General features: G+C 68.6%; 24 protein-coding genes and 1 pseudogene. 10 read left to right on the forward strand and 15 right to left on the reverse strand.

Features of this window, described 5'->3' with window-relative positions; translation table 11 throughout:
* Positions 1-990: 990 nt before the first annotated feature.
* The gene (locus tag BM066_RS22685) at positions 991-1,239 is read right to left on the reverse strand and encodes a helix-turn-helix domain-containing protein (protein WP_026176417.1); all 249 of its coding nucleotides are present in this window, start codon (positions 1,237-1,239) and stop codon (positions 991-993) included.
* Between the two features lie 263 nt (positions 1,240-1,502).
* Here BM066_RS22685 and BM066_RS22690 point away from each other — a divergent pair, with 263 nt between their 5' ends.
* From BM066_RS22690 to BM066_RS22700, 3 genes are all read left to right on the forward strand, one after another.
* Positions 1,503-1,865, forward strand: coding sequence for a hypothetical protein (locus BM066_RS22690; protein ID WP_255367695.1), 363 nt, complete (start codon positions 1,503-1,505; stop codon positions 1,863-1,865).
* Between the two features lie 254 nt (positions 1,866-2,119).
* Positions 2,120-2,305, forward strand: coding sequence for a hypothetical protein (locus BM066_RS22695; protein WP_018061250.1), 186 nt, complete (start codon positions 2,120-2,122; stop codon positions 2,303-2,305).
* Positions 2,306-2,318: 13 nt separating this feature from the next.
* The gene (locus tag BM066_RS22700; RefSeq protein ID WP_018061251.1) at positions 2,319-4,151 is read left to right on the forward strand and encodes a recombinase family protein; all 1,833 of its coding nucleotides are present in this window, start codon (positions 2,319-2,321) and stop codon (positions 4,149-4,151) included.
* Here BM066_RS22700 and BM066_RS22705 read toward each other — a convergent pair.
* The 3 genes from BM066_RS22705 to BM066_RS22715 all read right to left on the reverse strand — a co-directional run bounded on the left by BM066_RS22705 (position 4,118) and on the right by BM066_RS22715 (position 10,145).
* Positions 4,118-5,530, reverse strand: coding sequence for an efflux transporter outer membrane subunit (locus BM066_RS22705; protein WP_089930472.1), 1,413 nt, complete (start codon positions 5,528-5,530; stop codon positions 4,118-4,120). The genes BM066_RS22700 and BM066_RS22705 overlap by 34 nt on opposite strands.
* A gap of 140 nt (positions 5,531-5,670) precedes the next feature.
* Entirely contained in the window at positions 5,671-8,850 is a 3,180-nt protein-coding gene (locus tag BM066_RS22710; protein WP_018061447.1) for an efflux RND transporter permease subunit, read from the reverse strand.
* 116 nt (positions 8,851-8,966) lie between these two features.
* Positions 8,967-10,145 (reverse strand): efflux RND transporter periplasmic adaptor subunit, encoded by a 1,179-nt coding sequence (locus BM066_RS22715; protein WP_018061448.1) that lies wholly within the window; start codon positions 10,143-10,145, stop codon positions 8,967-8,969.
* 392 nt (positions 10,146-10,537) lie between these two features.
* On the opposite strand from BM066_RS22715, the gene BM066_RS22720 reads away from it, so the two are divergent.
* Positions 10,538-11,170: a TetR/AcrR family transcriptional regulator gene (locus BM066_RS22720; protein WP_026176458.1), complete on the forward strand. Its 633-nt coding sequence runs from the start codon at positions 10,538-10,540 to the stop codon at positions 11,168-11,170.
* 21 nt (positions 11,171-11,191) lie between these two features.
* On the opposite strand, the pseudogene BM066_RS27300 reads toward BM066_RS22720, so the two are convergent.
* Positions 11,192-11,282, reverse strand: a pseudogene (locus BM066_RS27300) (hypothetical protein); the annotation flags it as partial.
* A gap of 394 nt (positions 11,283-11,676) precedes the next feature.
* On the opposite strand from BM066_RS27300, the gene BM066_RS22725 reads away from it, so the two are divergent.
* Entirely contained in the window at positions 11,677-11,904 is a 228-nt protein-coding gene (locus tag BM066_RS22725) for a hypothetical protein (protein WP_018061451.1), read from the forward strand.
* 117 nt (positions 11,905-12,021) lie between these two features.
* Here BM066_RS22725 and corA read toward each other — a convergent pair whose 3' ends face one another.
* Positions 12,022-12,990, reverse strand: a complete 969-nt coding sequence (corA, locus tag BM066_RS22730) for a magnesium/cobalt transporter CorA (protein ID WP_018061452.1) — start codon at positions 12,988-12,990, stop codon at positions 12,022-12,024.
* Positions 12,991-13,166: 176 nt separating this feature from the next.
* Here corA and BM066_RS22735 point away from each other — a divergent pair, with 176 nt between their 5' ends.
* Positions 13,167-14,852 (forward strand): MFS transporter, encoded by a 1,686-nt coding sequence (locus BM066_RS22735; RefSeq protein ID WP_089930475.1) that lies wholly within the window; start codon positions 13,167-13,169, stop codon positions 14,850-14,852.
* A gap of 152 nt (positions 14,853-15,004) precedes the next feature.
* Here the strand turns inward: BM066_RS22735 and BM066_RS22740 are convergent, their stop codons facing one another.
* The gene (locus BM066_RS22740) at positions 15,005-15,403 is read right to left on the reverse strand and encodes a hypothetical protein (protein ID WP_255367701.1); all 399 of its coding nucleotides are present in this window, start codon (positions 15,401-15,403) and stop codon (positions 15,005-15,007) included.
* 460 nt (positions 15,404-15,863) lie between these two features.
* Between BM066_RS22740 and BM066_RS22745 the strand changes: the two genes are divergently transcribed.
* From BM066_RS22745 to BM066_RS26580, 3 genes are all read left to right on the forward strand, one after another.
* Positions 15,864-16,973 (forward strand): helix-turn-helix domain-containing protein, encoded by a 1,110-nt coding sequence (locus BM066_RS22745; RefSeq protein ID WP_255367697.1) that lies wholly within the window; start codon positions 15,864-15,866, stop codon positions 16,971-16,973.
* A 142-nt stretch (positions 16,974-17,115) separates the two neighbouring features.
* Complete coding sequence (locus BM066_RS22750; protein ID WP_018061292.1) at positions 17,116-18,201, forward strand: hypothetical protein; 1,086 nt, start codon at positions 17,116-17,118, stop codon at positions 18,199-18,201.
* A 14-nt stretch (positions 18,202-18,215) separates the two neighbouring features.
* Positions 18,216-18,365 carry a hypothetical protein gene (locus BM066_RS26580; protein WP_018061293.1) on the forward strand — a complete coding sequence of 50 codons (150 nt, stop codon included), beginning with the start codon at positions 18,216-18,218 and terminating at the stop codon, positions 18,363-18,365.
* Between the two features lie 11 nt (positions 18,366-18,376).
* Here BM066_RS26580 and BM066_RS22755 read toward each other — a convergent pair whose 3' ends face one another.
* The 7 genes from BM066_RS22755 to BM066_RS22785 form a co-directional block, all read right to left on the reverse strand.
* The gene (locus BM066_RS22755) at positions 18,377-19,765 is read right to left on the reverse strand and encodes a hypothetical protein (RefSeq protein WP_089930479.1); all 1,389 of its coding nucleotides are present in this window, start codon (positions 19,763-19,765) and stop codon (positions 18,377-18,379) included.
* On the reverse strand, positions 19,762-20,862 hold the full coding sequence (gene wecB, locus BM066_RS22760; protein WP_089930482.1) for a non-hydrolyzing UDP-N-acetylglucosamine 2-epimerase: 1,101 nt from the start codon (positions 20,860-20,862) through the stop codon (positions 19,762-19,764). Before wecB ends, BM066_RS22755 begins: the two co-directional genes overlap by 4 nt.
* Positions 20,859-21,791, reverse strand: coding sequence for an NAD-dependent epimerase/dehydratase family protein (locus BM066_RS22765; protein WP_089930484.1), 933 nt, complete (start codon positions 21,789-21,791; stop codon positions 20,859-20,861). The genes wecB and BM066_RS22765 overlap by 4 nt, the downstream gene beginning before the upstream one ends.
* Positions 21,788-22,441 (reverse strand): acyltransferase, encoded by a 654-nt coding sequence (locus tag BM066_RS22770; RefSeq protein ID WP_089930487.1) that lies wholly within the window; start codon positions 22,439-22,441, stop codon positions 21,788-21,790. Before BM066_RS22770 ends, BM066_RS22765 begins: the two co-directional genes overlap by 4 nt.
* Position 22,442: 1 nt before the next feature.
* Entirely contained in the window at positions 22,443-23,801 is a 1,359-nt protein-coding gene (locus BM066_RS22775) for a nucleotide sugar dehydrogenase (RefSeq protein WP_255367698.1), read from the reverse strand.
* Between the two features lie 228 nt (positions 23,802-24,029).
* Complete coding sequence (locus BM066_RS22780; protein ID WP_255367699.1) at positions 24,030-25,007, reverse strand: Gfo/Idh/MocA family protein; 978 nt, start codon at positions 25,005-25,007, stop codon at positions 24,030-24,032.
* A complete protein-coding gene (locus tag BM066_RS22785; protein ID WP_255367700.1) occupies positions 25,004-25,516 on the reverse strand; it encodes a GNAT family N-acetyltransferase in 513 nt (170 codons plus the stop codon). Before BM066_RS22785 ends, BM066_RS22780 begins: the two co-directional genes overlap by 4 nt.
* Before the next feature lie 95 nt (positions 25,517-25,611).
* Here BM066_RS22785 and BM066_RS22790 point away from each other — a divergent pair, with 95 nt between their 5' ends.
* Positions 25,612-25,926 carry a DUF6916 family protein gene (locus BM066_RS22790; protein ID WP_089930494.1) on the forward strand — a complete coding sequence of 105 codons (315 nt, stop codon included), beginning with the start codon at positions 25,612-25,614 and terminating at the stop codon, positions 25,924-25,926.
* A gap of 24 nt (positions 25,927-25,950) precedes the next feature.
* Here the strand turns inward: BM066_RS22790 and BM066_RS22795 are convergent, their stop codons facing one another.
* Complete coding sequence (locus tag BM066_RS22795) at positions 25,951-26,496, reverse strand: phage tail protein (RefSeq protein WP_089930496.1); 546 nt, start codon at positions 26,494-26,496, stop codon at positions 25,951-25,953.
* Between the last annotated feature and the right edge of the window lie 8 nt (positions 26,497-26,504).

The following is a 26,504-nucleotide window of genomic DNA, read 5'->3' on the forward strand; positions in this document are numbered from 1 at the left end:
TTGGGCCGGCCCCGCCTGGCCGGCCGCCAACGCTCCGATCGGCACGGCGACCAACGTCGCGCCGGCCACCACGCCCAACACCAATCGCATAACAGCCAGCCCCCACGGCAATACAGCCAAGCTCTTAGCACCCTAGGGTCGAGCTTGTCCCGCCTCCTTCCGGCGTCGCCGGTTGATCTGGAGCCTCGGCGACAAAATCGGTCAGAGGCGGGACCACGCGCGCCTTGCGCCTAGAGCGCCAGTGGCCACTCGTGGTTCTCATGGGTTGTCCGAATCTGCGCCCCGTTTCGCGCTTGTTCTCAGACAAAGAGCGAACTTGGCGCCTGCACATGATGCGGACCCGCTCAACGTCCGCCGTCGGGCCTGGGCCTAAGGGCGATGATCCACCCGTTGCGGACCTTCGCGCACCGATGCATGTTGCGGAACATGATCGAGGACGTTCTAAGCCTGATGCAGGCGGACGCCTTAAGCACCAAAGCAGCTGTCGTGGCTCAGGTGCCTATTGGCACGCCGATAACACAAGCGGAACAGACCATGCGTCGAGGCGGGTTCAAGTGTTCGCGTGTGGTTCACGAGAGCTATGCGGACTATGCGAACAGCGATGGCAAGCAGGTCGTTAGAGGGCCAACGACTTTTCTCTACTGCGATTCAGGTGATCGCCGAACCCGTAGCTGGTTCGTATCCAAACGATGGCAGGTGTCGCTTGAAGATGTGGGGGGACGCGTCGCCTACGTTGGCGTCGGCGTAGGTGTCACGGGTCCTTAGATTGGCCTTTGGTCTGATTTCCACCCTGAACAGAATTCGCGAGAGTCTGGTTCTTGGCATTGACGACTTCGTCGTCGGCCAGACGGTGACCGCCCCCTCAAGGGCGGCTTTGCCGCCGCCTGCGGCGATGCGCTTCGCGCACCCTTGACCGGCCGCTCACCGCCCGGCTTTGGCTCGGCAAGCGGTGTAAGCCTAGTCAGGCGCTGCGCGCCTGCGGCTTAACCGCTAGCTATCGACCTTAAATCGGACTCCCAGCCCGCCCGAACTGCTCTCCCCGACGCCGAGGAATACAACGCCCGCATCCTCGAACGCGCGCCGGATCGCCTCGACATTGGCAACCGTGCTTCGGCCGGGACCGATGGGCCCCTCCATACGGCGAACCGTCGGCAAAGAGAGCTTGGCGGCTTCTGCGAGCTGCGGTTGGCTCCAATCCAAGAGCCCACGAGCCGCACGAATCTGCTCAGCGGTCAGCATTTGGGTATTGTTTTCCACTCTCATGATCGTTTTGCATTGATCTAGATTCGTTGATGTGATATCAAAACAATAACCACTGAATCAGGACCTACGCTATGGGCCAGCGCCGAAAGGCGGGCGACAGCACGCGCCTGCCTGCGATCTCACGTCGCGCCGTGATCGGCGCCAGTGCTGCGGTTCCGTTGGCGGGGGCTGCGCGGGGATCTCCGGCCGTTGTCGCCGTCGATATCCCCGCGCAGTGCGCCGATTGGATAGCTCTGGACTTGGAGATCGACCGTCTCGCCCGGCGCTGGTCGGAGCTTGAGACCTTGGCGGTCCGCCAGTTCGACTACTTCAAGCTCACGCAGGCTCAGATTCGGGCTTTGCCGATGGGGCCAGAGATGGACGCCGTGGATGCTGAATGTCGGCGTCTCGGGGGTGTTTGCAGGGAGGCCTTGAAGCCCCTGAGCAAGCTTACCCCTCAAACCATACAAGACGCGTCGGCTCAGCTCGCGGTCGCCTATCGCATCATGGAGTTCGAGCGCGGAGATGCGTGGCCTTTCGTCCGCAAGGCCTGGAAATTTCTGTCGCGGTCTTGTTGCCCCGGCTGTGGCGCGGCTTACGCCCCCAAATCGTTGCCGGTTTAAGCGCGGTGATTTGGGACCCGAACGCCAGATCGTTGCGTGCGACCCATGGGTTGATTGCCGGTCTGGCGCGTCTGGCGGCTTTGACCCAACAAAATTTCGGTCTTCGCTTTCCTTTCCCATTGGCGTCGGGGGTATCCGGTAAGCTCTCCGGAGTTCGCCAAAGTTCGACCACTGAGGGCGCATCGCGCCCAGGCCAGCCTTTGACCTGGGGCGGTGCGCCCCAAACCCTGTTGGCTCCAGTTGTGGAGCCAAGCATGGACGCGTCCTCTCCCCCGCCTTCGCAGACCCTAACCCCCGCCAACGACGGCCCGCCGATCAGCGAGAAGGGCCACGCCGCGCTGATAACGCTGGCGCGGCTGATCGGTCGTCAGATCGCGCGCGAGGAGTTCGCGCGGCGGATGGCGGCGGCCAATGCCGAGAACGATGACACCCCAGCTTGAAGGGAGTTTACCGATGGCCCGCGTCGCGCTTTACGCTCGCTATTCCGATGACAAGCAGTCGGCGGCCTCGATCGAGGATCAGTTTCGGGTGTGCCAGATCTACGCCGATCGCCAGGGATGGACGACCGTCGGGCGCTATTCGGATGCGGCGATCTCCGGTTCGACGATGATCCTCCGACCTGGAGTTCGATCGCTGCTGCACGAGGCCATGGCGGGCAGGTTCGACCTGGTCTTAGCCGAGGCGTTGGACCGGCTCAGCCGCGATCAGGAGGACATCGCCGCGCTCTTCAAGCGCCTACGGTTCGCGGGCGTGCCGATCATCACCCTGTCGGAGGGCGAGATCAGCGAACTTCATGTCGGGCTCAAGGGCACGATGAACGCGCTCTTCCTCAAGGAGCTGGCCGCCAAGACCCATCGGGGCCTTCGTGGCCGGGTCGAGGCCGGCAAGGCCAGCGGCAACAAGTGTTATGGCTATCGCGTCGTTCGCGCCTTCGACGCCGCCGGCAAGGTGACGACCGGAGAGCGTGAGATCATCCCCGAGCAGGCCGAGGTGGTCAGGGGCGTGTTCCGCGACTATGCCGCCGGCAAGAGCCCGCGCCAGATCGCCCTGGCGCTCAATGAGGCGGGCGTCCCGGCGCCGCGCGGGCGGGCCTGGAGTTCGCAGACCATTCGCGGCAAGTCGAACGGCGTCCACGGCATCCTCAACAACCCCCTCTATGTCGGCCGCATGGTCTGGAACCGGGCCAGGGACCTTCGCGACCCGGACACGGGCGGGGTCAAGCGCCGGGCCAATCCCGAGAGCGAGTGGGTCCACGCCGACGTTCCGCATCTGCGGATCGTCGATGACGCCTTGTGGGAGGCCGCCAAGGCCCGGCAGGAGGAGTTCTCGCGTGTCTACGAGCAGGCCGTCGCGGACGGCAAGCGCCTGTTGGGCGCGGCATCGGCGGCGCGGCGACCGATGAGCTTACTGTCAGGTCTGGTCGCCTGTGGCGTCTGTGGCGGGGTGATTACCCGTCGGGGCAATGGCCGCATGGTCTGTCTGGGCCGGATCACCGGAAAGGGCTGCTCCAACAAGACCACGCTGGTCGCCGAGCGATTGGAGGCGCGGGTGCTGACAGGTCTACGCGACCGGTTGCTGACGCCGCAGATCGCGGCCGAGGCGATGCGGTCGTTCATCGAGGAGACCAACCGGCTCAACCACGAGCGCCGGGCCAACGAGGCGGTGGATCGCCAGCGCTTGGAGAAGGCGCGCAAGGCGGCAAAGGGCATCCTCACCATGATCGAGGAGGGCGAATATACGCCGGGGATGGTGGGGCGCCTTCGCGAGTTGGAGGCCGAGGTCGCCGCCATCGAGGCGGCCATGGCCGAAGCCCCGCGCGACGTTCCTGACATTCACCCCAACATCGCCGAGCTATACCGCCGCAAGGTCGAGCGTTTGACCGAAGCGCTCGCCGACCCGGACAACCGCACCGAGGCGGCGACAGCCTTGCGGGCGCTCGTTGAGAAGATCGTCGTCACCCCGACCGAGCGGCGCGGCGAGCATGACGTGCGGCTGTTCGGCGATCTGGAAAAGATCCTGGCTTGGGCCGAGGATCGCAAGGCCGTCCTCCAAGCCCCGCTGAGGCTGTCCTTTCGCCACGGAGGCGAAGGCGTAGCGGTGAAGGACTTTGAGGGGTCTCTCAAACGAAAACCGCCGCGATCGGCCTTTTGGCTGATCGCGGCGGACCTGGTCTTGGACCCCTCATCCGACCCGCTGCGCGGGCCACCTTCTCCCGCAAGGGGAGAAGGAAGCGCGAGGCCTGTGGATAACTTTTACGAGGTCCACCCGCCGCCCAGCGCCTTGTAGATCGCCACGACGTTGGTGTTCACGCCGGTCTCGGCGACCGTCAGCGAGTCCTCCGCCGCCAGCAGCGTCCGCTCGGCGTCCAGCAGCACCAGGAAGTCGATGCCGCCTTCCTTGTACTGGATGCGGGCCAGTTCGGCGGCGCGGCGGGAAGCGGCGGCCTGGTTGGTCAGGCTAACCAGCTGGGCCTGCTGCTGGCGGTAGGCGACCAGGGCGGTCTCCAGGTCCTCCAGCGCCCGCAGCACGGTCTGGTCGTAGACGGCCAGGCTGGCGTCGTTGCGGGCCTGCGCGGCCTTCAGCCGTTGGTGAGCGCCGCCCAGGTCCAGGGCCGGCCAGCTGACCGACGGGGCCACCGACCAGGCCTGGCTGGCCGCGTTGCCGAAGCCCGAGCTCGTGCCCGACAGGAAGCCGATGAACCCCGTCACCCGCACGCGGGGGAACAGGTCGGCGGTGGCCACTCCCACCTTGGCGGTCTGGGCGGCCAGGCGTCGCTCGGCCGCCTGGACGTCGGGGCGCCGGCGCAGCAGGTCGGCGGCGTCGCCGATCGGCAGGGCGGCGATCAGCGGCGTGACCTCGGCGTCCTTGCCGGCCTGGGGGCCGGCCAGCACCGCGTCCAGCTCACCCGGCCGCTTGCCGACCAGCACGCAGAGCCGGTAGTTGGCCCGCTTCTCGGCGGTGATCAGGGCCGGGATCGCCGCCTCGGTGGCGTTGAGGCGGGCCTGGGCGCTGGCGACGTCGATCGGGCTGCCGGCCCCGGCGTTGTAGCGCACCTGGGTCAGGCGCAGGGTCTCGCGCTGGGTGTCGAGGTTGCGGTTGGCCACGGCCAGACGGGCCTGGGCGCCGCGCAGCTCCAGGTAATTGCGGGCCACCTCGGCGGCGATGGTCACCTGGGCGTCGCGCAGGTCGGCCTGCGCCGCCCCCGCCTCGGCCCGGGCCGATTCCACGCCCCGGCGGACGCGGCCGAACAGGTCGATCTCCCAGCCGGCGTCGAAGCCGGCCTGGTAGGTCTGGCTCTCCACCCGCTGGCCGTTCGAGCCCGGCTGCTGCTGGTCGCTCTTGACGTAGGACCCGTCGGCGGTGACCCGAGGCAGCTGGTCCAGGCGGGCGTCCTTGAACAGGGCGCGGGCCTCGTCGACCCGGGCGACCGCGACCTTGATGTCGAGGTTGCCGGCCAGGGCCTGGCCGACCAGGCCGTCCAGCACCGGGTCGTTGAACGCCTTCCACCACTGGGCCTCGGGATTGGCGGTCGAGAAGGCGCCGGCCGGGGCGTTCTGCAGGACGACCGGAGCCTGGACCGGGGTCTTGTAGTCCGGGCCGACGGCGCAGGCGGCCAGGAGGAGCGCCGAAGCGCCGATGGTCAGAGCAAGTCTCAACGTCGTCATGGAAGTTGTCATCCCGGACAAGCGAAGCGCAGATCCGGGATCGCCGGAAGCGCTGAGTTCAGGCGTCGGTCCCGGATCTTCGCGCTGCGCGCTTCGTCCGGGATGACGGTCGTTTTGGGCTTTGACCGTGGAGGCGTTCATCAGTGCGCCTCCACGGCGGTCGTCGTTTGCTTGGCCGCCTTCATGGCCGCCCGGCGGGCGGTGTTGCGGCGGATCACGAAGTAGAAGATCGGGGTCAGGACCAGGCCGAAGACCGTCACCCCCAGCATGCCGGAGAACACCGCCACGCCCATGGCCCGGCGCATCTCCGCGCCCGCTCCGTGGGAGACGACCAGCGGCCACACGCCCATGATGAAGGCGATCGAGGTCATCAGGATCGGCCGCAGGCGCAGGCGGCAGGCCTCCAGCACCGCCTGCAGCGGCGTGTCGCCATGCTCCTCGCGTTCCTTGGCGAACTCGACGATCAGGATGGCGTTCTTGCACGCCAGCCCCACCAGCACGATCAGCCCGATCTGGGTGAAGATGTTGTTGTCGCCATGGGTCAGCAGCACGCCGGCCAGGGCCGACAGCAGGGTCATCGGCACGATCAGGATGACCACCAGCGGCAGGCTCCAGCTTTCGTACTGGGCGACCAGCACCAGGAAGGCCAGCAGCACGCAGAGCGGGAAGATGTAGACCGCCGTGTTGCCCGCCAGAATCTGCTGGTAGGTCAGCTCGGTCCACTCATAGCCCATGCCGTTGGGCAGCTCCTGCTTGGCCAGGTCCTCCAGCGCCTTCTGGGCCTGGCCCGTCGAGTAGCCGGGGGCCGGGCCGCCGTTGATCTCGGCCGTGAGCACGCCGTTGTAGTGGCTCTCGCGGTCGGGGCCGGTGGCCTCCTTGAAGCTGACAAAGGCGCCCAGCGGGATCATCTGGCCCTGGCCGTTGCGGGTCTGCAGGCGCAGCATCTGCTCGGGCTGCATGCGGAATTTCTGGTCGGCCTGGACGTTGACCTCGTAGGTGCGGCCAAAGCGGTTGAAGTCGTTGACGTACAGCGAGCCCAGATAGACCTGCATGGTCTCGAACAGGTCAGTCAGGGACACGCCCGAGGCCCGGGCCTTCTCGCGATCGATGTTGGCCTCGATCTTCGGCACGCTGACCTGGTAGGTCGAGAACACGCCGGCCAGGGCGGGATCCTTGCGGGCCTTGTCGATCAGGTTCTGGGTCTGCTTATTCAGCTCCTCGGGGCCAAGGCCCGCGCGGTCGACGATCTGCATGCGGAAGCCGCCGATCGTGCCCAGCCCCTGCACCGAAGGCGGCGGGAAGACCGCGATCTGGGCGTCGGGGATGGCGCCGAACTTGGCGTTCAGCTGGCCGACGATGGCGTTGGCCGACAGGTCGTGGCTCTTGCGGTTCTTGAAGTCGTCCAGCGGGAAGAACACCGCGCCGGAGTTGGGGCTGTTGATGAAGCCGTTGGCCGACAGGCCGGGGAAGGCCACCGAGTGCTTGATGCCCGGCACCTTCATGGCGATGTCGCCCATCTGGCGGATCACCGCCTCGGTGCGGTCCAGCGAGGCCGCGTCGGGCAACTGCACGACGGCGACCACATAGGCCTTGTCCTGCTGGGGCACGAAGCCGCCGGGGGTCTTCATGAAGGCCCCGATCGTCAGGGCCAGCAGGATCCCGTAGACCACCAGGCCGGCGGTCGACTTGCCCAGGGTGCGGCCGACATTGCGGACATAGCCGTTGGAGGCCTTGGCGAAGAAGCGGTTGAACGGGTTGAACAGCCAGCCCAGGGCCGCGTCGATCAGCTTCTGGAAACGATCCTTGGGCGCGTCATGCGACTTCAGGAGCACCGCGGCCAGGGCCGGCGACAGGGTCAGGGAGTTGAAGGCCGAGATCACCGTCGAGATGGCGATGGTCAGGGCGAACTGGCGGTAGAACTGGCCCGACAGGCCGCTGATGAAGGCGGTGGGGATGAACACCGCGCACAGCACCAGGGCCGTGGAGATGATCGGTCCGGTGACCTCGCTCATGGCCTTGCGGGTGGCCGCGACCGGCTCGAGGCCGTTGGTGATGTTGCGCTCGACGTTCTCGACCACGACGATGGCGTCGTCGACGACGATGCCGATGGCCAACACCAGGCCGAACAGGGTCAGGGCGTTGAGGCCGAAGCCCAGCATCAGCAGCACGGCGAAGGTGCCGATCAGCGAGATGGGCACGGCGATCAGCGGAATGATCGAGGCGCGCCAGCCCTGCAGGAACAGCACCACCACCAGCACCACCAGGATGATCGCCTCGATCAGGGTGTGGACCACCGAGTTGATGGATTCCTGCACGAAGGCGGTGGTGTCGTAGATGATCTCGTAGTCGACGCCCTCGGGGAACTCCTTCTTCAGCTCCTTCATCGTCTTCTTGATGTCGGCGGCCATGGCCAGGGCGTTGGAGCCCGGGCGCTGGAAGATCGGCATGGCCACGGCCGACTTGTTGTCGAGCAGGCTGCGCAGGGCGTAGTTGTTGGCTCCCATCTCCACGCGGGCCACGTCGCCCAGGTGGGTGATCTCGCCGTTGGCGCCCGAGCGGATGATGACCTCGCGGAACTGCTCCTCGTCGGTCAGGCGGCCGGGGGCGTTGATCGACAGCTGGAAGTCCGCGCCGACATTGGTCGGCGGCGCGCCCAGCTGGCCGGCGGCGACCTGGACGTTCTGCTCGCGCAGGGCCTTGACCACGTCGCCGGCCGTCATGTTCAGCGAGGCCAGCTTTTCAGGGTCCAGCCACACCCGCATCGAATAGGCGCCGGCCCCGAAGATCTGCACGTCGCCCACGCCGTCGACGCGCTTGAGGCGGTCGCGGACGTTCAGCTGCGCGTAGTTGCTCAGATAGAGCATGTCGTAGCGGTTGTTGGGCGAGATCATGTGCACGACCAGGGTCAGGTCGGGCGATGCCTTGTCGGTGGTCACGCCGATGCGCTGCACCTCCTGGGGCAGCTTCGGCAAGGCCTGGGCGACGCGGTTCTGGACCTGCACCTGGGCCTTGTCGAGGTCGGTGCCCAGGGCGAAGGTGACGGTCAGGATCATCGCCCCGTCGGACGCCGATTGCGACGACTGGTAGATCATGCCTTCGACGCCGTTGATCGCCTGCTCCAGCGGGGCGGCGACGGTCTGGCCGATGACGGCGGGGTTGGCGCCTGGATAGGCGGCGCGCACGACCACGGTCGGCGGCACCACCTCGGGATATTCCGAGATCGGCAGGCGCGGCAGCGCCACCAGCCCGGCGATGAAGATGACGATCGAGAGCACGGCGGCGAAGCGCGGCCGGTTCACGAAGAACTTTGAGAAATTCATGGGAGGCGCCTTTTTCGGGCGAGTAGGGGGGAGGAGGCAAGGAGGGGGCGTCGAACGCCGCCAGGCGCTCATCTTCGCCCGCTCCGAGGGTTCGAAGCGGGCCGGTCAGGCGAGCCTTAGTTCTGGCCGACGCTGTTGATCATCGCGACGCGCTGCGGGCCGGTCTCGAACTGGGCGAGGTCGGTCGACAGGTCGGTCTTGACGATCACCGGGTTGACGGTGTCGCCCGGCTTGACCTTCTGCAGGCCGCCGACGATCACCCGGTCGCCGGGCTTCAGGCCCGTGCGGATGATGCGCAGGTTGCCGGCCAGCGGACCGATCTCGACCGGGCGATACTCGGCCTTGTTGTTGGCGCCGACCACCACGACATAGCGCTTGCCCAGGTCGGTGGCGACGGCGCGGTCGGGGGCCAGGGCCACCGTCTGCGAGCTGTCGCTGACCATGCGGATGCGGGCGAACAGGCCGGGCGTGAACCGGCCGTCGGCGTTGGCGAAGATCGCCCGGCCGTTGATCGTGCCGCTCTTGGCGTCCAGGGCGTTGTCGATGAACTTCAGCTGGCCTTGGTGCGGATAGCCGTCCTCGGTCATCAGGCCCATATAGACCGGGCTGGCCTTGCCGCGCTCGGCCGACGCGTACTTCAGGAAGGTCTGCTCGTCGGCGTTGAAGGTGGCGTAGATCGGGGTGTCGCTGACCACGGTGGTCAGCAGGTCGGACGGGGTGACCAGGTTGCCGCGGGTGATCACCGCCTTGGAGACCCGGCCGTCGATCGGCGAGACCACGCGGGTCCATTCCAGGTTCAGGCGGGCGGTCTGGTAGGCGGCGTTGGCGGCGCCGAGATTGGCCTGGGCGGCCTTTTCCTCGGCGGAGAGGCGGTCGAACTCGCTCTGGGCCAGGGCGTTCTGCTCGATCAGCCGGCGGCCGCGCTCGCGGTTGACGACGGCCAGGTCCAGCTGGGCCTTGGCGCGGGCCACCTCGGCCTGGGCGCGGTTGGCCTCGGCCTGGTAGGGACGCGGGTCGATCTGGAACAGCACCTGGCCCTTGCGGATCCGGGCGCCCTCCTCGAACCGGGCGCCGTCGATGAAACCGCTGACGCGCGGCCGGATGTCGACGGTGTCGATGGCTTCGAGGCGGCCGGTGAAGTCGTCCCACTGGCGCAGGTCCTTGAAGGCCACCGCGGTGACGGTGACCTGGGCGGGCGGCGGGGCGGCTTCCTGCTTGGCCTGGGCGCTGCAGGCGGCCAGCACGGCCATGGCGGCCAGGCCGGCGAACGAGGTGAAGGCGGGGCGGAGGGACATCGGCGTACCTGTCGGACAGAAGAAGCGGGGGAGGAGACGCGGGATTGTTTCTATTCCCAGACGGGGCGCCGGGATTTGGATCGGGTTTTCGGCGACGCGGCCCAGTCCCGACCGGACGGGCCGTCGGCGCCTTGGGCGATCAGCCTGCGGAGGGACCGGGCGGGGCCGGCCAGCCAGGCGGCCTTGGCGGGCGGGGCGATGTCTTGGCTTGCGCTCGGGGGCATGGCTCGCGCTCCGTTCCGGGGCTAAAGGATCAAATGTCGCAGTTGCTGTTGCTTGACGTGACGTCCATCTGTGACGATGTAGTCGTATGTGACGGTACCGTTCGGTATCATTCACGCGGTGAGAGATACTGACCGGTAACTCTCACGTCAAGGTGAGGTGCTGTGAAAATGGCTGAGAGAAATTCTGGCGGGGGCAAGGTGGACGATCTGGAGGCGCCCGTGTGCGTCCCGTTGTCCAAACGTCCGGCCCGCGACCGGATCTTCGAAACGGCCCGCGAGCTGTTCTATCAGCACGGCATCCGCGCGGTGGGGGTCGAGGCGATCGCCGCCGAGGCCGAGGCCACCAAGATGACGCTGTACCGCAACTTCCCGTCCAAGGATGAGTTGGTCGCCGAGGTGTTGCGCGAACAGGAGCGCGACTACTGGGCGTGGTGGGACGAGGTGACCGGCTGCACCTGCGGCGATCCGCGGGCCCAGCTGGAGGCGATCTTCGACGCCTTCGAGACCAAGGCCTGCAACGCCGACGTCCACGGCTGCCCGTTGTCCAACGCCGCCATCGAGCTGCACGAGGCCGACCATCCGGCCCAGAAGGTGTCGGTGGCCTACAAGCAGCAGCTCCACGCCCGCTTGGTCGACCTGTGCCGGCGGGCGGGCGCCGCGGATGACGACCTGGCCGACGGCCTGATGCTGCTGATGGAGGGCTCCTACACCGCCCGGGTGACCCTGGGGCCCGGCGGTCCGGTGCGGGCCGTGGCGCGGGCCGGCCGGGCGCTGATCAAGGCGCATCTGGATCGCTGCTGAGGCGCGGTGCCTCCTTCGAGGCCGCTGCGCGGGCGCCTCAGGACGAGGGACGTTTGCTGAATTCCTCATCCTGAGGTGCGAGGCGAAGCCGAGCCTCGAAGGACGCAGAACGCTAAACGCGCCGCGCGGACACCCATCCCCCGACGGGTCCGCGCGGCGCGCGCCGGCGCCGCCTAAGGGGAGGGAAAAGACGTCGCCGTTGAAAATCTATCAAAAAGATAGGAATTGAGTCGCGGCAGATTTTCTGGCCCCAGCCGCAGATCGTCGAACGACCCGAGAAACTAAAAACGGACCCAGGAGTTCTGCATCGCGTCGGTTGCGTTCCGCCCGTAATGCTGTCGTCAAGTTGTGAAATTGCGAGCCTATAAGATGTGTCGATGTCATCCCCTCGTAGGGCGAATGCCGATCTGACCTCGATGTTTCGGGTCGGTTCCGCCGCCCCGACAGCCGCTCGTTCGCGCCCTTTCTGCGGCGCTCTTGAATCCGATCTGCGTAAGGAGCTCGTCATGGCTCTGTTGATTTCCGTCGCCCCCGCCGAACAAGGCTGGTCCGTGCGCTCCGAAGCCCTTGAAGCCGACCTCACCTTCGAGCGCGGCGGCCGGGCCGAAGCCGCCGCCCGCGACCTGGCCAATCGCCTGGCCGCCTCCGGCCACGCCGCCGAGGTGCGGGTGTTCCTGCGCGACGGCGCCGAGGCGGGGCGGTTCCTGCACCCGGCGCGGGCCTGGGCGAGCTAGCTGACGGCGCTGGACGCCCCCTCCGTCGGCTACGCCGACACCTTCCCCGTTTCACGGGGGAGGAGGATGCCGCGCCGTTCTTCTCCTCACCGCGCAGCGGGGGCTCCGGCGGCGCCCTCAAAGCCACCCGTTCCTCTTGAACCGCCAGTACAGCCACCCAATCACCGCCGCGACGCCGGCCATCACCGCGGGATAGCCCCACGTCCACTTCAGCTCCGGCATGTGCTCGAAGTTCATGCCGTAGATGCCGGCCACCGCCGTCGGCACGGCCAGGATGGCGGCCCAGGCGGCCAGCTTGCGGGTGATGGCGCTCTGCCGCTGCTGTTCCAGCAGCGAGGCGGCCTCGAACACCGAGGTGATCACCTCGCGCAGGGCGTCGACCATGCCCTCGACCTTCTGGGTATGGTCGAGCACGTCGCGGAAATAGGGACGGACGTCGTTGTCCAGGCAGGGGGTCTCCAGGTGCTCCAGCCGCCCGCAGACCTCGGCCATCGGCGACAGCACCCGCTTGAAGCGGATCAGGTCGCGCCGCAGGTGGAACAGGCGCTTGACCTCGGCGTGGCTGAGGAAGGCCTCGAGCGTGCGGCGCTCGATGTCCAGCACCTCATCCTCCAGGGCCTGGATGATCGGCAGGTAGCCGTCGACCACGAAGTCGAGCACGGCGTGCAGCACGTAATCCGAACCCTTGGCCAGCAGGGTCGGTGAGGCCTCCAGCTGGGCGCGCAGCTCGGTGTGGGCGCGGGCTGAGCCGTGGCGCACGGTGATCAGGTGGCCCTGGCCGACGAAGATCGCCGTCTCGCCGTAGGCGATCTGGGCGTCGACCAATTGGGCGGTGCGAGCCACCACGAACAGTTCGCGGCCATAGACCTCGACCTTGGGCCGCTGGTGGGCGTTGAGCGCGTCCTCGATCGCCAGCGGGTGCAGCTTGAAGCGGGTCTGCAGCCGGGCCAGCTCGGCCGCGGCGGGCTCGTACAGGCCGATCCAGACAAACTCGCCCGGCTTGACGGCCAGGGCGTCGTCCTTGTCGAGGCTGACCTCGCGGGCCCGGACGCCGTCCTTGTAGATATAGGCCGCGACGACGCTCATCAGGCTCCCGGATCGCTTGTCTCGTCCCGTAAAATGAGACGCCGAAGATTCCTTTTAGCCAACGCTTCGGCTTTCGTCCGGTTCATGTATAGCCTCTCGCCAACGCCGCGAACGCCCGTCATGATGGTTGCGGTAACAGCGTTGGATCGCCCAGAGCGGCGACGGGGGAGATGCGAATGGGAAGCGACGCCGCGCAAACGGTGCAAACGGTAAAGGGCGCCAAGGGCGGTCGCGCCGTTGGGCGCAAGGACGCCCTGGTCATCGGAGCCGCCTCGGTCGGCACGGTGTTCGAGTGGTACGACTTCTACCTCTACGGCTCGCTGGCCACCTACATCACCAAGCACTTCTTCTCGGGGGTCAACGAGACCACCGGCTATATCTTCGCCCTGCTGGCCTTCGCCGCCGGGTTCGCGGTGCGGCCGTTCGGGGCCCTGGTGTTCGGCCGGCTGGGCGACCTGTGGGGTCGCAAGAACACCTTCCTGGTCACCATGCTGCTGATGGGCCTGTCGACCTTCACGGTCGGCCTGCTGCCCAGCTACGCCAGCATCGGCATCGCCGCGCCCATCGCCCTGGTGATCATGCGCCTGGTCCAGGGCCTGGCCCTGGGCGGCGAGTACGGCGGCGCCGCGACCTATGTCGCCGAGCACGCCCCGCCCGGGCGCCGCGGCTTCTACACCAGCTTCATCCAGGTGACGGCCACCTTCGGCCTGTTCCTCAGCCTGGTGGTGATCCTGCTGACCCGCAACGCGACCGGCCCCGACGCCTTCGAGGCCTTCGGCTGGCGCATCCCGTTCCTGATCTCGGTGCTGCTGCTGGGCGTGTCGCTGTGGATCCGCCTGCAACTGGCCGAGAGCCCGTCGTTCCAGCGCATGGTCGACGAGGGCAAGGGCAGCAAGCAGCCCCTGGTCGACTCGTTCGCCAAGTGGGGCAACCTGAAGATCGTGCTGCTGGCCCTGGCGGGGCTGACCGCCGGCCAGGCGGTGGTCTGGTATACCGGCCAGTTCTACGCCCTGTTCTTCCTGGAGAAGATGCTCAAGGTCGACGGCGGCACGACCAACCTGCTGGTCGCCGTCGCCCTGCTGATCGGCACGCCGTTCTTCGTGTTCTTCGGCTGGCTGTCGGACAGGATCGGCCGCAAGCCGATCATCATGCTGGGCTGCATCCTGGCGGCCCTGACCTATTTCCCGCTGTTCAAGACCCTGACGACGGCCGCCAATCCTCGGCTGGCCGCCGCCGTGGCCAGCGCGCCGGTGACGGTCGTGGCCGACCCGGCCGACTGCTCGTTCCAGTTCGACCCGGTGGGCAAGACGGTGTTCAACCGCTCGTGCGACCTGGCCAAGTCGTACCTGGCCAAGGCCGGCGTCACCTACAGCAACCAGGTCGCCCCGGCCGGCTCGATCGCCCAAGTGAAGATCGGCGCGACGACCCTCGCCTCGTTCCCGGGCCAGACCCTCGACAAGGCGGCCTTCAAGGCTCGCAAGACGGCGTGGGAAAAGGATCTGGGCGCGGCCCTGAAGGCCGCCGGCTATCCGGCCAAGGCCGACGACGCCCTGATCAACAAGCCGCTGGTGGTGGCGGTGCTGGCGATCCTGGTGCTGTACGTGACCATGGTCTACGGCCCGATCGCCGCCATGCTGGTCGAACTGTTCCCCACCAACATCCGCTACACCTCGATGAGCCTGCCCTACCACATCGGCAACGGCTGGTTCGGAGGCTTCCTGCCGACCACGGCCTTCGCCATGGTCGCGGCCACGGGCAACATCTATTACGGCCTCTGGTACCCGATCGTGGTGGCCGGGGTGACCGCCGTGGTGGGCGTCCTGTTCCTGAAGGAAACCAAGGACGTCGACATCGAGGCGTGAAGCCGGGACTATCTGGGTTTGTCATCCCGGACGAGCCCGGCGAAGCCGGGTGAAGATCCGGGACCGCCGGAAGCGCCGAGCTCAGGCGTCGGTCCCGGATCGGCGCGCTACGCGCTTGTCCGGGATGACAGGTCTGGTGGCGGCGGAGCCGGTTAAGTTCTGCTCAGCAGCCCGTCGATGTGAGCGCATTGGGTGTTCTCGCGGCGGGCGTCGAGATAGGCGGTCACCCGCTCCAGCATCTGCTCGGCCTGGTTCAGGCCGCCCAGGGCCCAGTCGATCTCGTTGACCGTCCGGTGGTCGCCCTGCAGGCGTTCGCGGGACGCGGTCAGGGCCCTGGCGGCCACCGCGTGCAGGGCGGTCATGTCGCGGCAGGCCTCGGCGGCCATCCAGCCGACCGCGGCCATCCGCCGAGCCCGGCGCAGCGCCGCCTCGGCGTCGCGCTGGCGGGTCTCGGCCTCGCGCAGCACGGCCTGGGCCCGACTCAGCTGGCGGGCGCCGCTTTCCGCGATCTGGCGCCTTTGCCGCCGTTCGCCGTCGCAGGCGGCCTTCATGTCGCGCAAGGCCTGCGCCAGGCGGTCCCGCTCCCGCGGGGCGCCGGGAGTCTCCGCGAGATTCCGTTTTCCGAAGATCGCCATTTCCTTCCAAGTTTGACGAACCATAGAGTCCTCCGTGACCCCGTTTCGCCATCATGTTTCTTCCGAATCTCTCGGTTTGCTATGCGGCAAGTGCCAATCGCGCGTCTATGCCTAGGCATTTTGTGTATTAATGAATAACGACAAATTAACTATACCTAAAAATTGGTTACCAAGCTAAGCCATTCGAAAAGTTGTAATTTTGTCTGCTATTTCGATGCTTTCTAGTGGTTTCACCTTACTTACAACGCAAATCGACCATGGCATCCTCAACAGGGTGAATCGGGTGCGACGACAGCTGCGGTCGCCTCAAGGTCATGACGTGGATGCTGCTGATCGCGTCGTCCCCGCCAGGAGAGGTTCGATGGACAATGAAAGCGTGAAAGAACCTCATCTGCGATCCTGGTCGAACGCCGGCTGGCGGCAAGTCGAGCCGGGGGGCGGCGATCCGGCCGAGGACGGGCTGGTCGCCGGGACGCTGGACGAGCAGCGGTCGTTCGGGGCGCGGGCGGCGGTCGCCCTGGGTCATGTCGTGGTCCGCGAGACCCAGGGCCCGCACGAGGTCTGGGCCCATGCCGACGGGCGCGACCTGGCGATCACCCAGCTGACGCCGGAGCCCTGCCGCGGCCATCTGCTGCGGGCGAACCTGGGCGACATGGGATTCGACGCCGGGGCGTTCGACGGCGACCTCCGCGTCCGTGGGGTCATGGCCCGCAAGGCCTTCAGCCTGGTGTCGGTGATGGAGCAGGAGGGCGTGCTCAACCAGTGGGGCCATCGGGTCGAGGAGGGCGACATCGTCGCCATCCCGCCGGGCGGCGAGCTGGACGGGCGGTTCCAGGGGCGCGTCGCCTACGCCGTCGTCACCGCGCCGTGGGGCCTGGTGATGCAACGGGCCGAGGCCTTCGAATGGCTGGCCGACCCCTGTTTCTGGACCGAGCCGGCCGTCTATTCGCCGCCGCCCGAGGCGCGGGCCGCGTGCAAGCGCGTGCTGCAAGGCTGCTCTGGCATGCTGCGGGCCCTGGGCGCCGGCGTGCCGAGCGGCGCCGTCGCCTTCCTGCGCGACGAACTGCTGGACGGCGTGCTGACGGCCCTGGCCGCGGTCAGGGTTGAGGGCGGGCGTCGGCAGGGCGTGCTGAACGCCGCCCGCATCGTGCGCGGCGCCGAGGACTTCCTGGAAAGCGGCGGCGCCCGGCAGGTCGTGCAGATCGAGGACCTCTGCCTGGCCCTGAACATCTCGCGCCGGACGCTCTACCGCGCCTTCCGCGACCTGCTGGACATCAGCCCGAAGGCCTATCTGCGGCTGAAGAACATGTCGGCGGCTCGGGCCCGGCTGCTGGAGGCCGGCGTCCGACCGACCACGGTGACCCAGGTGGCGCTGGATCAGGGCTTCTGGGAGCTGGGACGGTTTTCCGGCGCCTATCGGGCGATGTTCGGCGAGTCGCCGTCCGAGACCCTGCGCGCGGCCCAGGGCGACGCCCTTAGGCGTTGACAGCGACCGCCGACGCCGCCGACGCTGGGGCGAGCGCGCCAGGCGCTTCCAGTCAGGACGGCGTTGATGGCTTCGCGATTGCTCCCTGCTCGTCTCGCGGCCGAGGGGCGGGCCGGGCCCCGCGTCGCCTAGTCCGCCGCGCATGGGGAACCGGCCGACCGCCCTGGTCCTGTACAACTGGCGCGGCCAGTGGCCGATGCGCCGCTGGGAGCACCAGCGCATCTTCGCCTGGAAGGCCTATTTCCCCGGGCCGGTGACGTTCCTCAACATCGGATTTCCGTTCAATCCGGCCTGGATCACCCGGCTGGACCCCGAACTGGTGATGGTCGACGCGACGGCCCTGGCCGCGCGCTATACGCCGGTCGGCCTGAGCGGACTGCGACGGGCGATGGACGCGGTCCCGGCGCGGGCGCGCCGAGTCGCCGCGCCGCTGGACGAGTTCCTCGGCCTCCAGCCGCTGCGCGATGTCCTGGTCGAGGCGCGAATCGACCTGCTGCTGACCGCGCTCGAACCGGCGCTGTGGGGCGGCGTCTATCCGGTGGTGCAAAGGCCGTACGCCCTGCGGCGCTTCCTGACCGCCTATGTCGACGACGGCTTGGCGCGGCGGGCGTCCAGCGACCTGGCGGGGCGATCGATCGCGGTCAGCTATCGGGCCTGGGAGACGCCGGCCTGGCTGGGCGAGATGGGCCGGCTGAAGCGCGAGGTCGGCTTGCGGGCGGAGGCCTGGGCCCAAGCCCGCGGTCATCGCGCGGACGTGGCGGTCGACGGCCAGCGCCGGCTGGTCGGCGACGCCTGGATCCGCCTGCTGGGCGCCAGCCGGGCGGTGGTCGGGGTCGAGGGCGGCTCGTCGCTGGTCGATCCGGCGGGCGAGCTGCCGACCAGCGATCCGGCATCGTCAGGTCCGGAAGGGTGGACGCCGCCGGCCTCGGCCGTCGTGCTGGCGCGGGAGGCCGAAATTCGCGCGATGTCGCCGCGCCATCTCGAGGCCGTGGCGACCCGGACCTTTCAGGTGCTGGTGGAGGGCGACTACAGCGGCGTGCTGGAGGCCGGCGTCCACTACCAGCCGGTGCGTCGCGACCTGTCGGACATCGAGGCGGCCCTGGACGCCAGCCGGGACCCGCGGCGCGCCCAGGCGATGGCCGATCGGGCCCATGACGAGATCGTCGCCTCCGGCCGCTACAGCTGGCGGACGGTGGTGGGCGAGATCACCGATCAGGTGCTGGCGTGAGGCGCGCCTGGGGATTGGCGCTGTTCCTTCGGCTGCGCGATTGGGGCGCGTGGGCGGTGATCATCGCGGAATCGCGCCTGGCCAAGGCCCCGCCCGGGTTGAAGCGCCGGCTGCGCGACATTTCGCGCCTGCTGCGGCTGAAACGATGGATCAGGATCGACTAGGGTCGGGGATCTCACCGTCGTCGCCGCAGGCGGCGCGCGAGGCCGCCGAGCTCCAGGCGCCGGATGGCCGCGGCCGCCAGCCGCCGGACCAGGTGGGGGCGGCGGACGTCGTGGGGGTTGTCGATGAGCTTGAACGGAAAGGCCCTGCGGAACCTGGCGTCGGCGCGGTCGTCGGTCGCGGCGGGCGGCCGCCCGGCCGCCGCCTCGGTGATCCGGGCGTCGAACAGGTCGATCATCGTCCCGTAGCCATAGGCCGGGTTGAGGGCGATCTCGGCATAGGCGTTGGTGATGATCTCGGCGACCCGTTCGGGGTCGCGCAGGACTGCCGCCACCTGCGCCATGTTGCCATGGTCCTTGTCGAGCGGGACATAGTGCCGCCACGGCTCCAGGACGCCCGAATAGCGTCCGGGATAGGCGATGATCAGGGTGCGCAAGGCGATCGCCTCGAAGACCCGGGGCGAGATCTGGGCGATGTCGATCTGGTCCTCGCGCCCGGCGAAGAACCGGTCGCGCAGCATCTCGTAGGACGGCTTGCGGGCCAGGGCGGGGATCGGGTGAGGGCGCTCGACCAGGGCGGCGAAGCTCTCGGTGCGGGCGGCCACCGCGCCGTCGAAGTCGAAGACGCTGGCCCCGCTCTCCACGGCCAGCACGGCCTGGCAGTTGCGGATGAAATTCACCCAGTCGCGGCCGTACAACCGGCTGCGCTCGGACCAGGCGATGTCGGTCGACAGGCCGAACCGCGGGGCGTCGCGCTTGAACAGCTTGCCGATCCGGATCTTCTCGCGCCCCTGTTCGCCGTGCCAGGCCGGATAGGTCCGGCCGCGATAGCCGACCACGGTCTTGCGGGCCGACAGGGGAATGGGCGGATAGTGCGTCAGCCAGTGCGGCACATAGCCGGTCAACACCTGCTGGGTGCGCAGCCCGGCGACCCCGCCATAGATCCGTTCGGCCTCGGCCGGGCCCAGGCAGGTGAAGACCAGGTCGACGCCGCAGGCCTCCAGCGCGTCGAGGGTGGCGTTCACGAAGCGGTATTCGTCCTGGATGAACACCGCCTTGGCCCCGCGGAAGGCGGCCAGGGCGCGGCGCGAGCGCGGGCCGACGAAGGACTCCATCGCCAGGAACAGCGAATAGTGGATCACGACCGCGTCGAACGCCGACAAGGTCACGCCGTCGAAGATCTCTCCGACCTTCGAGAGCACCCGGACCTCGTGGCGTGAATAGCGGACGAAGGCGTTGATGTGGTCGCAGACCGTGGCCGCGTTGGCCGCGTCGTAGTTGCAGGCCAGCAGGATGCGCAGCGGCCGCGGCCCACCCGTCGGCCGATCCTTGGCCGCCGGATCCGGCGAGGCGTCATGACCGGGCAACGGCGGCCGGCCCGGTTGGTCGGGGGTGTCCTTCATGGCCGGGCTCCGGTCATCGCGCGATGGGCGTCGAGAACCTCGCCGCGGTTTCGGGCGACGAAACCGGCGATCGTCGCGACGATCCGCTCGGCGGCGTCGCCCGCGCCATAGTCGTCGATCTCACGCCGCGGCCGGTAGTCGTTCACGGTCCATAGCCGGTTCCACCCCGCGTCCACCGTCTCGCTCCATTCGGTGTCGTCGCGCAGGGTGACACAGGGCTTGCGATGAAAATAGGCCTCCTTCTGAAGGCCGCCGGAATCGGTGAGCACCAGGGCGCAGCCGGCCAGCAGCCGCTGCATGTCGATCGGGCCCAGGGGCTCGATCACCGTCAGGCCGGCCAGGTCGACGCCGAAGCGGCCGGCCGCCTCGCGGGTCCGCGGATGCAGGGGCAGGACCACGGGCGTCCGGGCGGCGTGCTGGCGCAGATAGCCGACGGCGGCGGCCAGGGCGGCGGCGCTGTCCGTCGTCGCCGCGCGATGCAGGGTGGCGACGGCGTAGGCGCCGGGCGTCAGGTCCAGGCGGCGCGTGACGGCGTCGCCGGGGGCGGGCAAGGCGGCCATGGCCAGGACCGCATCCTGCATCACGTCGCCGACATGGTGAACCCCCTCGACCAGCCCTTCGCGCGCCAGGTGGCCGACTGCGGCCCGGGTGGGGGCGAACAGCAGCTGGCTCAGATGGTCGACGACCACGCGGTTGGTCTCCTCGGGCATTGTGCGGTCGAAGACCCGCAGGCCCGCCTCGACATGGGCCACCGGCACGCCGGCCTTGGCCGCCGCCAGGGCCCCGGCCAGGGTGGAGTTGGTGTCGCCGTAGACGATCACCAGGTCCGGGGCGTGGCGCGCGATCACCCCGTCCAGGGCCGCCAGCATCCGTCCGGTCATCTCGCCGTGCGAGCCGCCGTGGATGCCCAGGTTCTCGGCCGGCTCGGGCAGGCCCAGCTCGTGGAAGAAGCTGTCCGACAGCGCCGCGTCGTGGTGCTGGCCGGTATGGATCATCACCTCGGCCAGGCCCGGCGCGCGGGCGATCGCCCGGCTGACCGGCATGGCCTTGACGAACTGGGGCCGGGCGCCGACCACGGTCAGCAGGCGGGCTGTCACGCCGGCTGGCCCGGATAGGCCGCGGTCTGGCCCTGGGCCAGGCGGGTCCGCACCCGCGCCGCCACGCGGTCCAGGCCCTCGTCCAGGGAGATCTTCGGCGTCACGCCCAGCAGGTCGCGCATGCGGGCCAGGCTGGGCCGCTTGGCGGCGGTCATCCGGGCCGGCAGGTCGCGCAGGGCGACCAGCGACGGCGGCGCGTCCAGCCGCGCCCGCAGCCCTTCGGCCAGGTCCTCGATCGGCGTCACGTCCGGGTGGCCGATATTGATCACTGCGTGCTCCTCGACGCCGGCGGCGGCCTCGATGGCCCGCACGGCGTCGGAGATGTGCAGCCAGCCGCGGGCGCTTCCGCGATGCACCTCGATCGGCCGCCCGCGCGCCAGATCGTGGGCGAAGCGGATCATCGCCGAGCGGTGGTCGCCGAAATCCTCGTTCTCGTCATAGATCATGAACGGCCGCAGGGTGACGGCGCGCAGGCCGTGCTGGGCGACCTCGTAGTCGACCAACTGCTCGCCCAGCAGCTTGGTCAGGCCGTAGCGGTTGTTGGGCCGGGGGATCGTGGCGGCCTCGTCCATCGGCCCGTCGGTGGGGCCGTAGACCTCGGAGGTCGAGAAATAGACCAGCCTGGCGTCGGCGGCCTGGGCTAGCAGGATCACGTTGTTCAGCCCGCCCAGGTTGGTGCTGACCGCCAGGCTGGAGGCCTGCTCGCAAGTCACCCGGCTGACCACGGCGGCCAGGGCGAAGATCACGTCGGGCTTCCAGTGCAGGGTCGGCATGAGGTCGGCCGGCTGGTTGATGTCGACCTGCAGGTAATCCTTGCGCCAGCCGGGCTTGATGTCGGCGCACAACACCTCCCAGCCCCGGGCGCGCAGATGCGCCGCCAGGGGCTTGCCGATATTGCCTTCCGATCCGATGACCAAGGCCCGCTTCATCCGACGCTCGCTGACTGTTCTTCACTGGGGTTGTCGGGCGGGTCCTCGCCGAAGCCCGAAAGGTTGATCACCCGCCGCAGCCCGTCCGGCCGCTCGGCGTAACGGTCGCCGGTGCGGGGGCAGACCAGGTCCGCGCCCAGCACCTCGCCGGCGTGGCTGACCCAGCCGGCGCGGCGGGCCGGCACGCCGGCCATCAGGGCCAGGGGCGGGACGTCGCGGGTGACGACCGCGCCGGCCGCGATCAGGCACCAGGCGCCCAGCGCATGGCCGCAGACGATCGTCGCATTGGCCCCGATCGTCGCCCCGCGCCCCACCCGCGTGGGCCGGAACTCGGCCTTGCGGTCGATCTCGGCCCGCGGCGTCGCCACATTGGTGAACACGCAGCTGGGGCCGCAGAACACGCCGTCCTCCAGCACGACGCCGGCATAGAGACTGACATTGTTCTGCACCTTGCAGCGGTCGCCCAGCACCGCGCCGGGGCCGATCGCCACGTTCTGGCCGATCACGCAGTCTTCGCCGATCCGGGCCCCGGCCGCGACGTGGCTGAACCGCCAGACCCGCGTGCCGGCGCCCAGCACCGCGCCGGGCTCGACCTCCGCCGAGGGGTGGACCCAGGCGGGCGGGCGGTCTCCTGAGGCCGCGACCGCCATCTCAGGCCTTCACGATCTTTGCGGCCTGGGCGGGATCGGCCTGGGCGGCGGCGTTGCGGGTGTCGATCACCAGCGGCGTCTCTCGGACCAGCCGCGCGTAGTCGACCGCGTCGTGGTCGGTGACGATGATCGCGCAGTCGAAGCCGGCCAGGGCGTCGTGGCCGATGTCGACCGACTGCATCAGGGTGTCGCCGACGACCAACTCGGGGGCCAGCGGGTCGTGGTAGCTGACCCGGGCGCCATGGCTGCGCAGGATCTCGATGATGTCGCGGGCCGGGGTCTCGCGGGTGTCGTCGATATTGCGCTTGTAGGCCACGCCCACGATCAGGACATGGGCGCCGATCGGCGAGCGCCCGCGCGCGGCCAGGGCCTCCAGCGTCTTGTCGACCACCCGCCGGGGCATGGCCCGCGAGATCTCGCCGGCCAGCTCGACCATCTTCAGGCTGGCCCCTTCGGCCCTGGCCCGCCAGGCCAGGTAGAAGGGGTCCACCGGGATGCAGTGGCCGCCGACGCCGGGGCCGGGGAAGAACGGCATGTAGCCGAAGGGCTTGGTTTGGGCGGCCCGGATCACCTCCCAGATGTCGATGCCCAGGGCCTCGAAGCTGACCTTCAGTTCGTTGACCAGGGCGATGTTGACGAACCGGAATACGTTCTCGGTCAGCTTGACCGCCTCGGCGGTGCGGGTGTCGCCGACCGGAACCGTGGCCGTGATCGCGTCATACAGCGTGCAGGCGACGCGGCGCTCGGCCTCGGTGTCGGCGCCGACGATCTTGGGGATCGAGGCGGTGGTGAAGGCGAGGTTGCCGGGGTCCTCGCGTTCCGGCGAGTAGGCCAGGGCGAAGTCGCGGCCGGCCCTCAGGCCCGAGCGCTCCAGGATGGGCTTGAGCACCTCGACGGTGGCCCCCGGGAAGGTGGTGGACTCCAGCACGACCAACTGGCCCGGCCGCAACACGGTCGCCAGGGTCTCGGCAGCCTCGACGACGTGGCCCAGGTCGGGGGCGTGGTGCGAGGTGATCGGGGTCGGCACGCAGATCAGCACGGCGTCGGCCCGGGCCAGGACGTCCGGCGCGCCGGTCGCGGCGAAGCCCCGCTCACGCATGGCCGCCACGCGCGCGCCGGCGAAGTGGCTCAGATAGGACGCGCCCCGGGACAGGCTGGCCAGGCGCGCCTCGTCCAGATCGAAACCGATCACGCGGAAGCCGGCCGAGCAGAAAGCCTCCGACAACGGCAGGCCGACATAGCCCATGCCGACGACGCCGATCACGGCTTCGCGCTGCAGGATCTTTCGGGTCAGGCTTTGAAAGTTCGACGCCAGATCGTCGTCGCCATGGAATGGAAACGTCGGAATATGAACGTTCATTGGCCCCTCGTGGTCGGGGCGTTCTTATTTGAGATCGATGCGCCCCTCGACATGGCGGGATCGTACGCGGTGAAAGCCTTCGAGAAAAGGGGTCTCATCCAGGGTATATTTACCGAAGCTGGCGCGCTGTTTGACATAGTCTTGGCGAGTATGAGTATTAATACTCATGACGTGGAAGTGTTCGAACGATGTTATGTGAGCTGGCGCAAGATACTCCTGCTGGATCGACTATCTTCCAAGTTGATCGAGGCAACGGTTCAATTTCAGTTGAACATGTTCAAGCGCGCGCTGTACGCGAATGCCTTCGTCAATGCCCGTCAAAGGGGTTTCTCTGGTCTGGCAAGACTGGATGAAGTGGCGGATTTCTCTGGTCAGGGGCGGCTCGGCGACCAAGTCGACGAAACGCGGTTCGGCCCCCGAGGCCGTCGGCCCGGCGTCGGTCAGGGTCACGCCCTGGTCGCGCCGCATCAGCTTTTCCGGCCAGGGGCGGACGTCGTCGAACACCAGGGCGCCGGTCTCGCCGACCACGACCAGCTTCTGCTCCTTGACCGGGCTGAGCCAACTGGCGGCGATATGGGCGTGGAGGCCGCCGGAAAAGCAGAGATCGGCGTGGACCTCGTCGGCGACGCCGGGCGTGACGAAGGCCCGGCCGGTCGCCTCGACGCTGACGGGCGCGGCGTCGGCCAGGGCCAGGATCATCGAGACGTCGTGGGGCGACAGGCTGAGAAAGGCGTTCTCGTGCGTGCGGACCCGGCCCAGGCTCAGCCGCGAGGCGGTGATGTAGCGCAGGGCGCCGATCTCGCCGCGCGCGACGATCGCCGCCAGGGCCTGGAACGCTGGATGATGGCGCAGCAGGTGGCCGACCATGAACACCCGGTCCGAGCGCGCGACGTCGGCGGCCAGGGCCTCGGCCTCAGCCAGGTCCGAGGCCAGGGGCTTTTCGACGAAGACGTCCTTGCCGTGGTCCAGGGCCAGGCGGCAGAGCGCGGCGTGGGCGGGCGCCGGCGCGGCGATGATCATCGCGTCCAGGCGCGCGTCGTCCAGGGCCTGGGCCAGTTGAACAGCCGGCACGTTCCAGGCGTCGGCCTGATCCTGGGCGGCCTCGGCGTCGGTGTCGATCACCGCGCCCAGCACGCCCAGTTCCGCGCAGGTCCGGATCAGGTTCCGGCCCCAGGCGCCGCAGCCGACCACGGCGACCCGGGTCACGTCGTCGCCGCCAGCGTCGAGGGGGGCGGGGCGGACCAGCGCAGGGTCAGGTGCGTCTCGTCCGCCGCCGTCGCCGCGAAGCCCAGCCGATGATAGAGCCGCTGGGCCGCCAGATTGTCGCGGGCCACCTGCAGCGTCACGGCCGAGCCGGCGGCGGCGGCCTCGGCCATCAGCGCGCGCAGGATCGCCCCGCCGATCCCCCGGCCGCGCCGCTCGGGGACCACGGCGATGTCGATCAGGTGCAGGGCGTCAGGGCTTCGATCCGTGGCCAGCCGCCCGACCGGTTCGGCGTCGACCGTGACGATCTGGAGCCGGGCCCGCGGATAGGCCGCGCGGTAGCCCTGGACCTGGGCGTGGAACTGCTGCGCCATGATCTGGGCCAGCATGTTGGCGGGCAGGGGAAGCCGGTCCCAGCCTGGACCGCGGGAGGCCTGGAACAGCGCCAGGCGGAAGGGCGCGTCGGCCTCGACTTCCGGGCGCAGGACGAAACGGACCGCAGCGCCCCGCAACCCCGCGTCTTCAGGATGCGGTGCGACGAGGGCTTCCCGTTCAGGTGGCGAGGTCGTCATAATGGTCGCGCCGCGATTCTGACCCGAGGGATTCCATGGCCGCCGATTTCGTCGCCCCGACCGCCGACACCTTCGCCCCGCATGTGGGGGCGTCGTTCCGGGTCGAGGGCGGCCGCCATGTCCTGGCGCTGAGCCAGGTCGAGCGGCTGGAGAACCAGCCGGGCCATGGAAATCCGGCGTTCGAACCCTTCGTGCTGATCTTCAGCGGCCCCCCCGGCGACGTGCTCGCCGAGGGGATGCACACGCTGGCGCGCGAGGATGGCGAGGGCGGGATCGCCCACGATCTGTACCTGATCCCTGTCCATACGCCCGCCCCCGGGCGGCAGGACTACCAGGCCGTGTTCAACTGAAACCACGCGACAGGACCCAGAAGCTCAGTTCCGCGAGGGGAAGATCCCCTGCAGGGCGATGCAGATGGTCAGCGTCAGGAACGGCTGGCGGTTCTCGTGCGGCTGGCTGCCGCCCGCGGTCCCCAGCGCCTGGGGCGCCATCGGCGCCATCGGCGTCAGGACGGTGCTGTACATGTTGAACGCGATGGGCGAGCCCGAGCTGGGCTTGCCGTAGGTCTGCCCGAAGCTGTTGCCGGCCGCCGCGGCGGAGGTGTTGGCGGTCCCGGCGTTGGTGGCGTCGGCCTTCAGGAAGTGCAGGTGCTGCGGCATCTCGGACTGGATCAGGGTGTGGCTGTATTCGCCCAGGATCTCGCCCTGGACGTAGCCCTGGCCCGGGTGGGCGGGAACCATGGTCCGCAGGTCCGGCAGGGCGAAGTTCGTCGTGCCGTTGCCGCCGTAGGTGGTGCCCAGCAGCGAGAACAGCGCCTGGTTCTGGTTGATGGGCAGGAGCTGGCCGTTGCACATGGCCCAGTATTTCGGAGCGAAGTTGAAGGACATGATCCGCAACTCGCCCATGTATGGCGTACCCATGAGTCTCT

It is taken from the genome of Caulobacter sp. UNC279MFTsu5.1 (assembly GCF_900114015.1).
Taxonomy (GTDB): Bacteria; Pseudomonadota; Alphaproteobacteria; order Caulobacterales; family Caulobacteraceae; genus Caulobacter.

Bases quoted from the DNA above. Each gene is read 5' to 3' on its own strand.
- BM066_RS22685 (WP_026176417.1), bottom strand. From the start codon at position 1,239: ATGCTGACCGCTGAGCAGATTCGTGCGGCTCGTGGGCTCTTGGATTGG.
- BM066_RS22695 (WP_018061250.1), top strand. From the start codon at position 2,120: ATGGACGCGTCCTCTCCCCCGCCTTCGCAGACCCTAACCCCCGCCAAC.
- BM066_RS22700 (WP_018061251.1), top strand. From the start codon at position 2,319: ATGGCCCGCGTCGCGCTTTACGCTCGCTATTCCGATGACAAGCAGTCG.
- BM066_RS22705 (WP_089930472.1), bottom strand. From the start codon at position 5,530: ATGACGACGTTGAGACTTGCTCTGACCATCGGCGCTTCGGCGCTCCTC.
- BM066_RS22710 (WP_018061447.1), bottom strand. From the start codon at position 8,850: ATGAATTTCTCAAAGTTCTTCGTGAACCGGCCGCGCTTCGCCGCCGTG.
- BM066_RS22715 (WP_018061448.1), bottom strand. From the start codon at position 10,145: ATGTCCCTCCGCCCCGCCTTCACCTCGTTCGCCGGCCTGGCCGCCATG.
- BM066_RS22720 (WP_026176458.1), top strand. From the start codon at position 10,538: ATGGCTGAGAGAAATTCTGGCGGGGGCAAGGTGGACGATCTGGAGGCG.
- BM066_RS22725 (WP_018061451.1), top strand. From the start codon at position 11,677: ATGGCTCTGTTGATTTCCGTCGCCCCCGCCGAACAAGGCTGGTCCGTG.
- corA (WP_018061452.1), bottom strand. From the start codon at position 12,990: ATGAGCGTCGTCGCGGCCTATATCTACAAGGACGGCGTCCGGGCCCGC.
- BM066_RS22735 (WP_089930475.1), top strand. From the start codon at position 13,167: ATGGGAAGCGACGCCGCGCAAACGGTGCAAACGGTAAAGGGCGCCAAG.
- BM066_RS22740 (WP_255367701.1), bottom strand. From the start codon at position 15,403: ATGAAGGCCGCCTGCGACGGCGAACGGCGGCAAAGGCGCCAGATCGCG.
- BM066_RS22750 (WP_018061292.1), top strand. From the start codon at position 17,116: ATGGGGAACCGGCCGACCGCCCTGGTCCTGTACAACTGGCGCGGCCAG.
- BM066_RS22755 (WP_089930479.1), bottom strand. From the start codon at position 19,765: ATGAAGGACACCCCCGACCAACCGGGCCGGCCGCCGTTGCCCGGTCAT.
- BM066_RS22765 (WP_089930484.1), bottom strand. From the start codon at position 21,791: ATGAAGCGGGCCTTGGTCATCGGATCGGAAGGCAATATCGGCAAGCCC.
- BM066_RS22770 (WP_089930487.1), bottom strand. From the start codon at position 22,441: ATGGCGGTCGCGGCCTCAGGAGACCGCCCGCCCGCCTGGGTCCACCCC.
- BM066_RS22775 (WP_255367698.1), bottom strand. From the start codon at position 23,801: ATGAACGTTCATATTCCGACGTTTCCATTCCATGGCGACGACGATCTG.
- BM066_RS22790 (WP_089930494.1), top strand. From the start codon at position 25,612: ATGGCCGCCGATTTCGTCGCCCCGACCGCCGACACCTTCGCCCCGCAT.
- BM066_RS22795 (WP_089930496.1), bottom strand. From the start codon at position 26,496: ATGGGTACGCCATACATGGGCGAGTTGCGGATCATGTCCTTCAACTTC.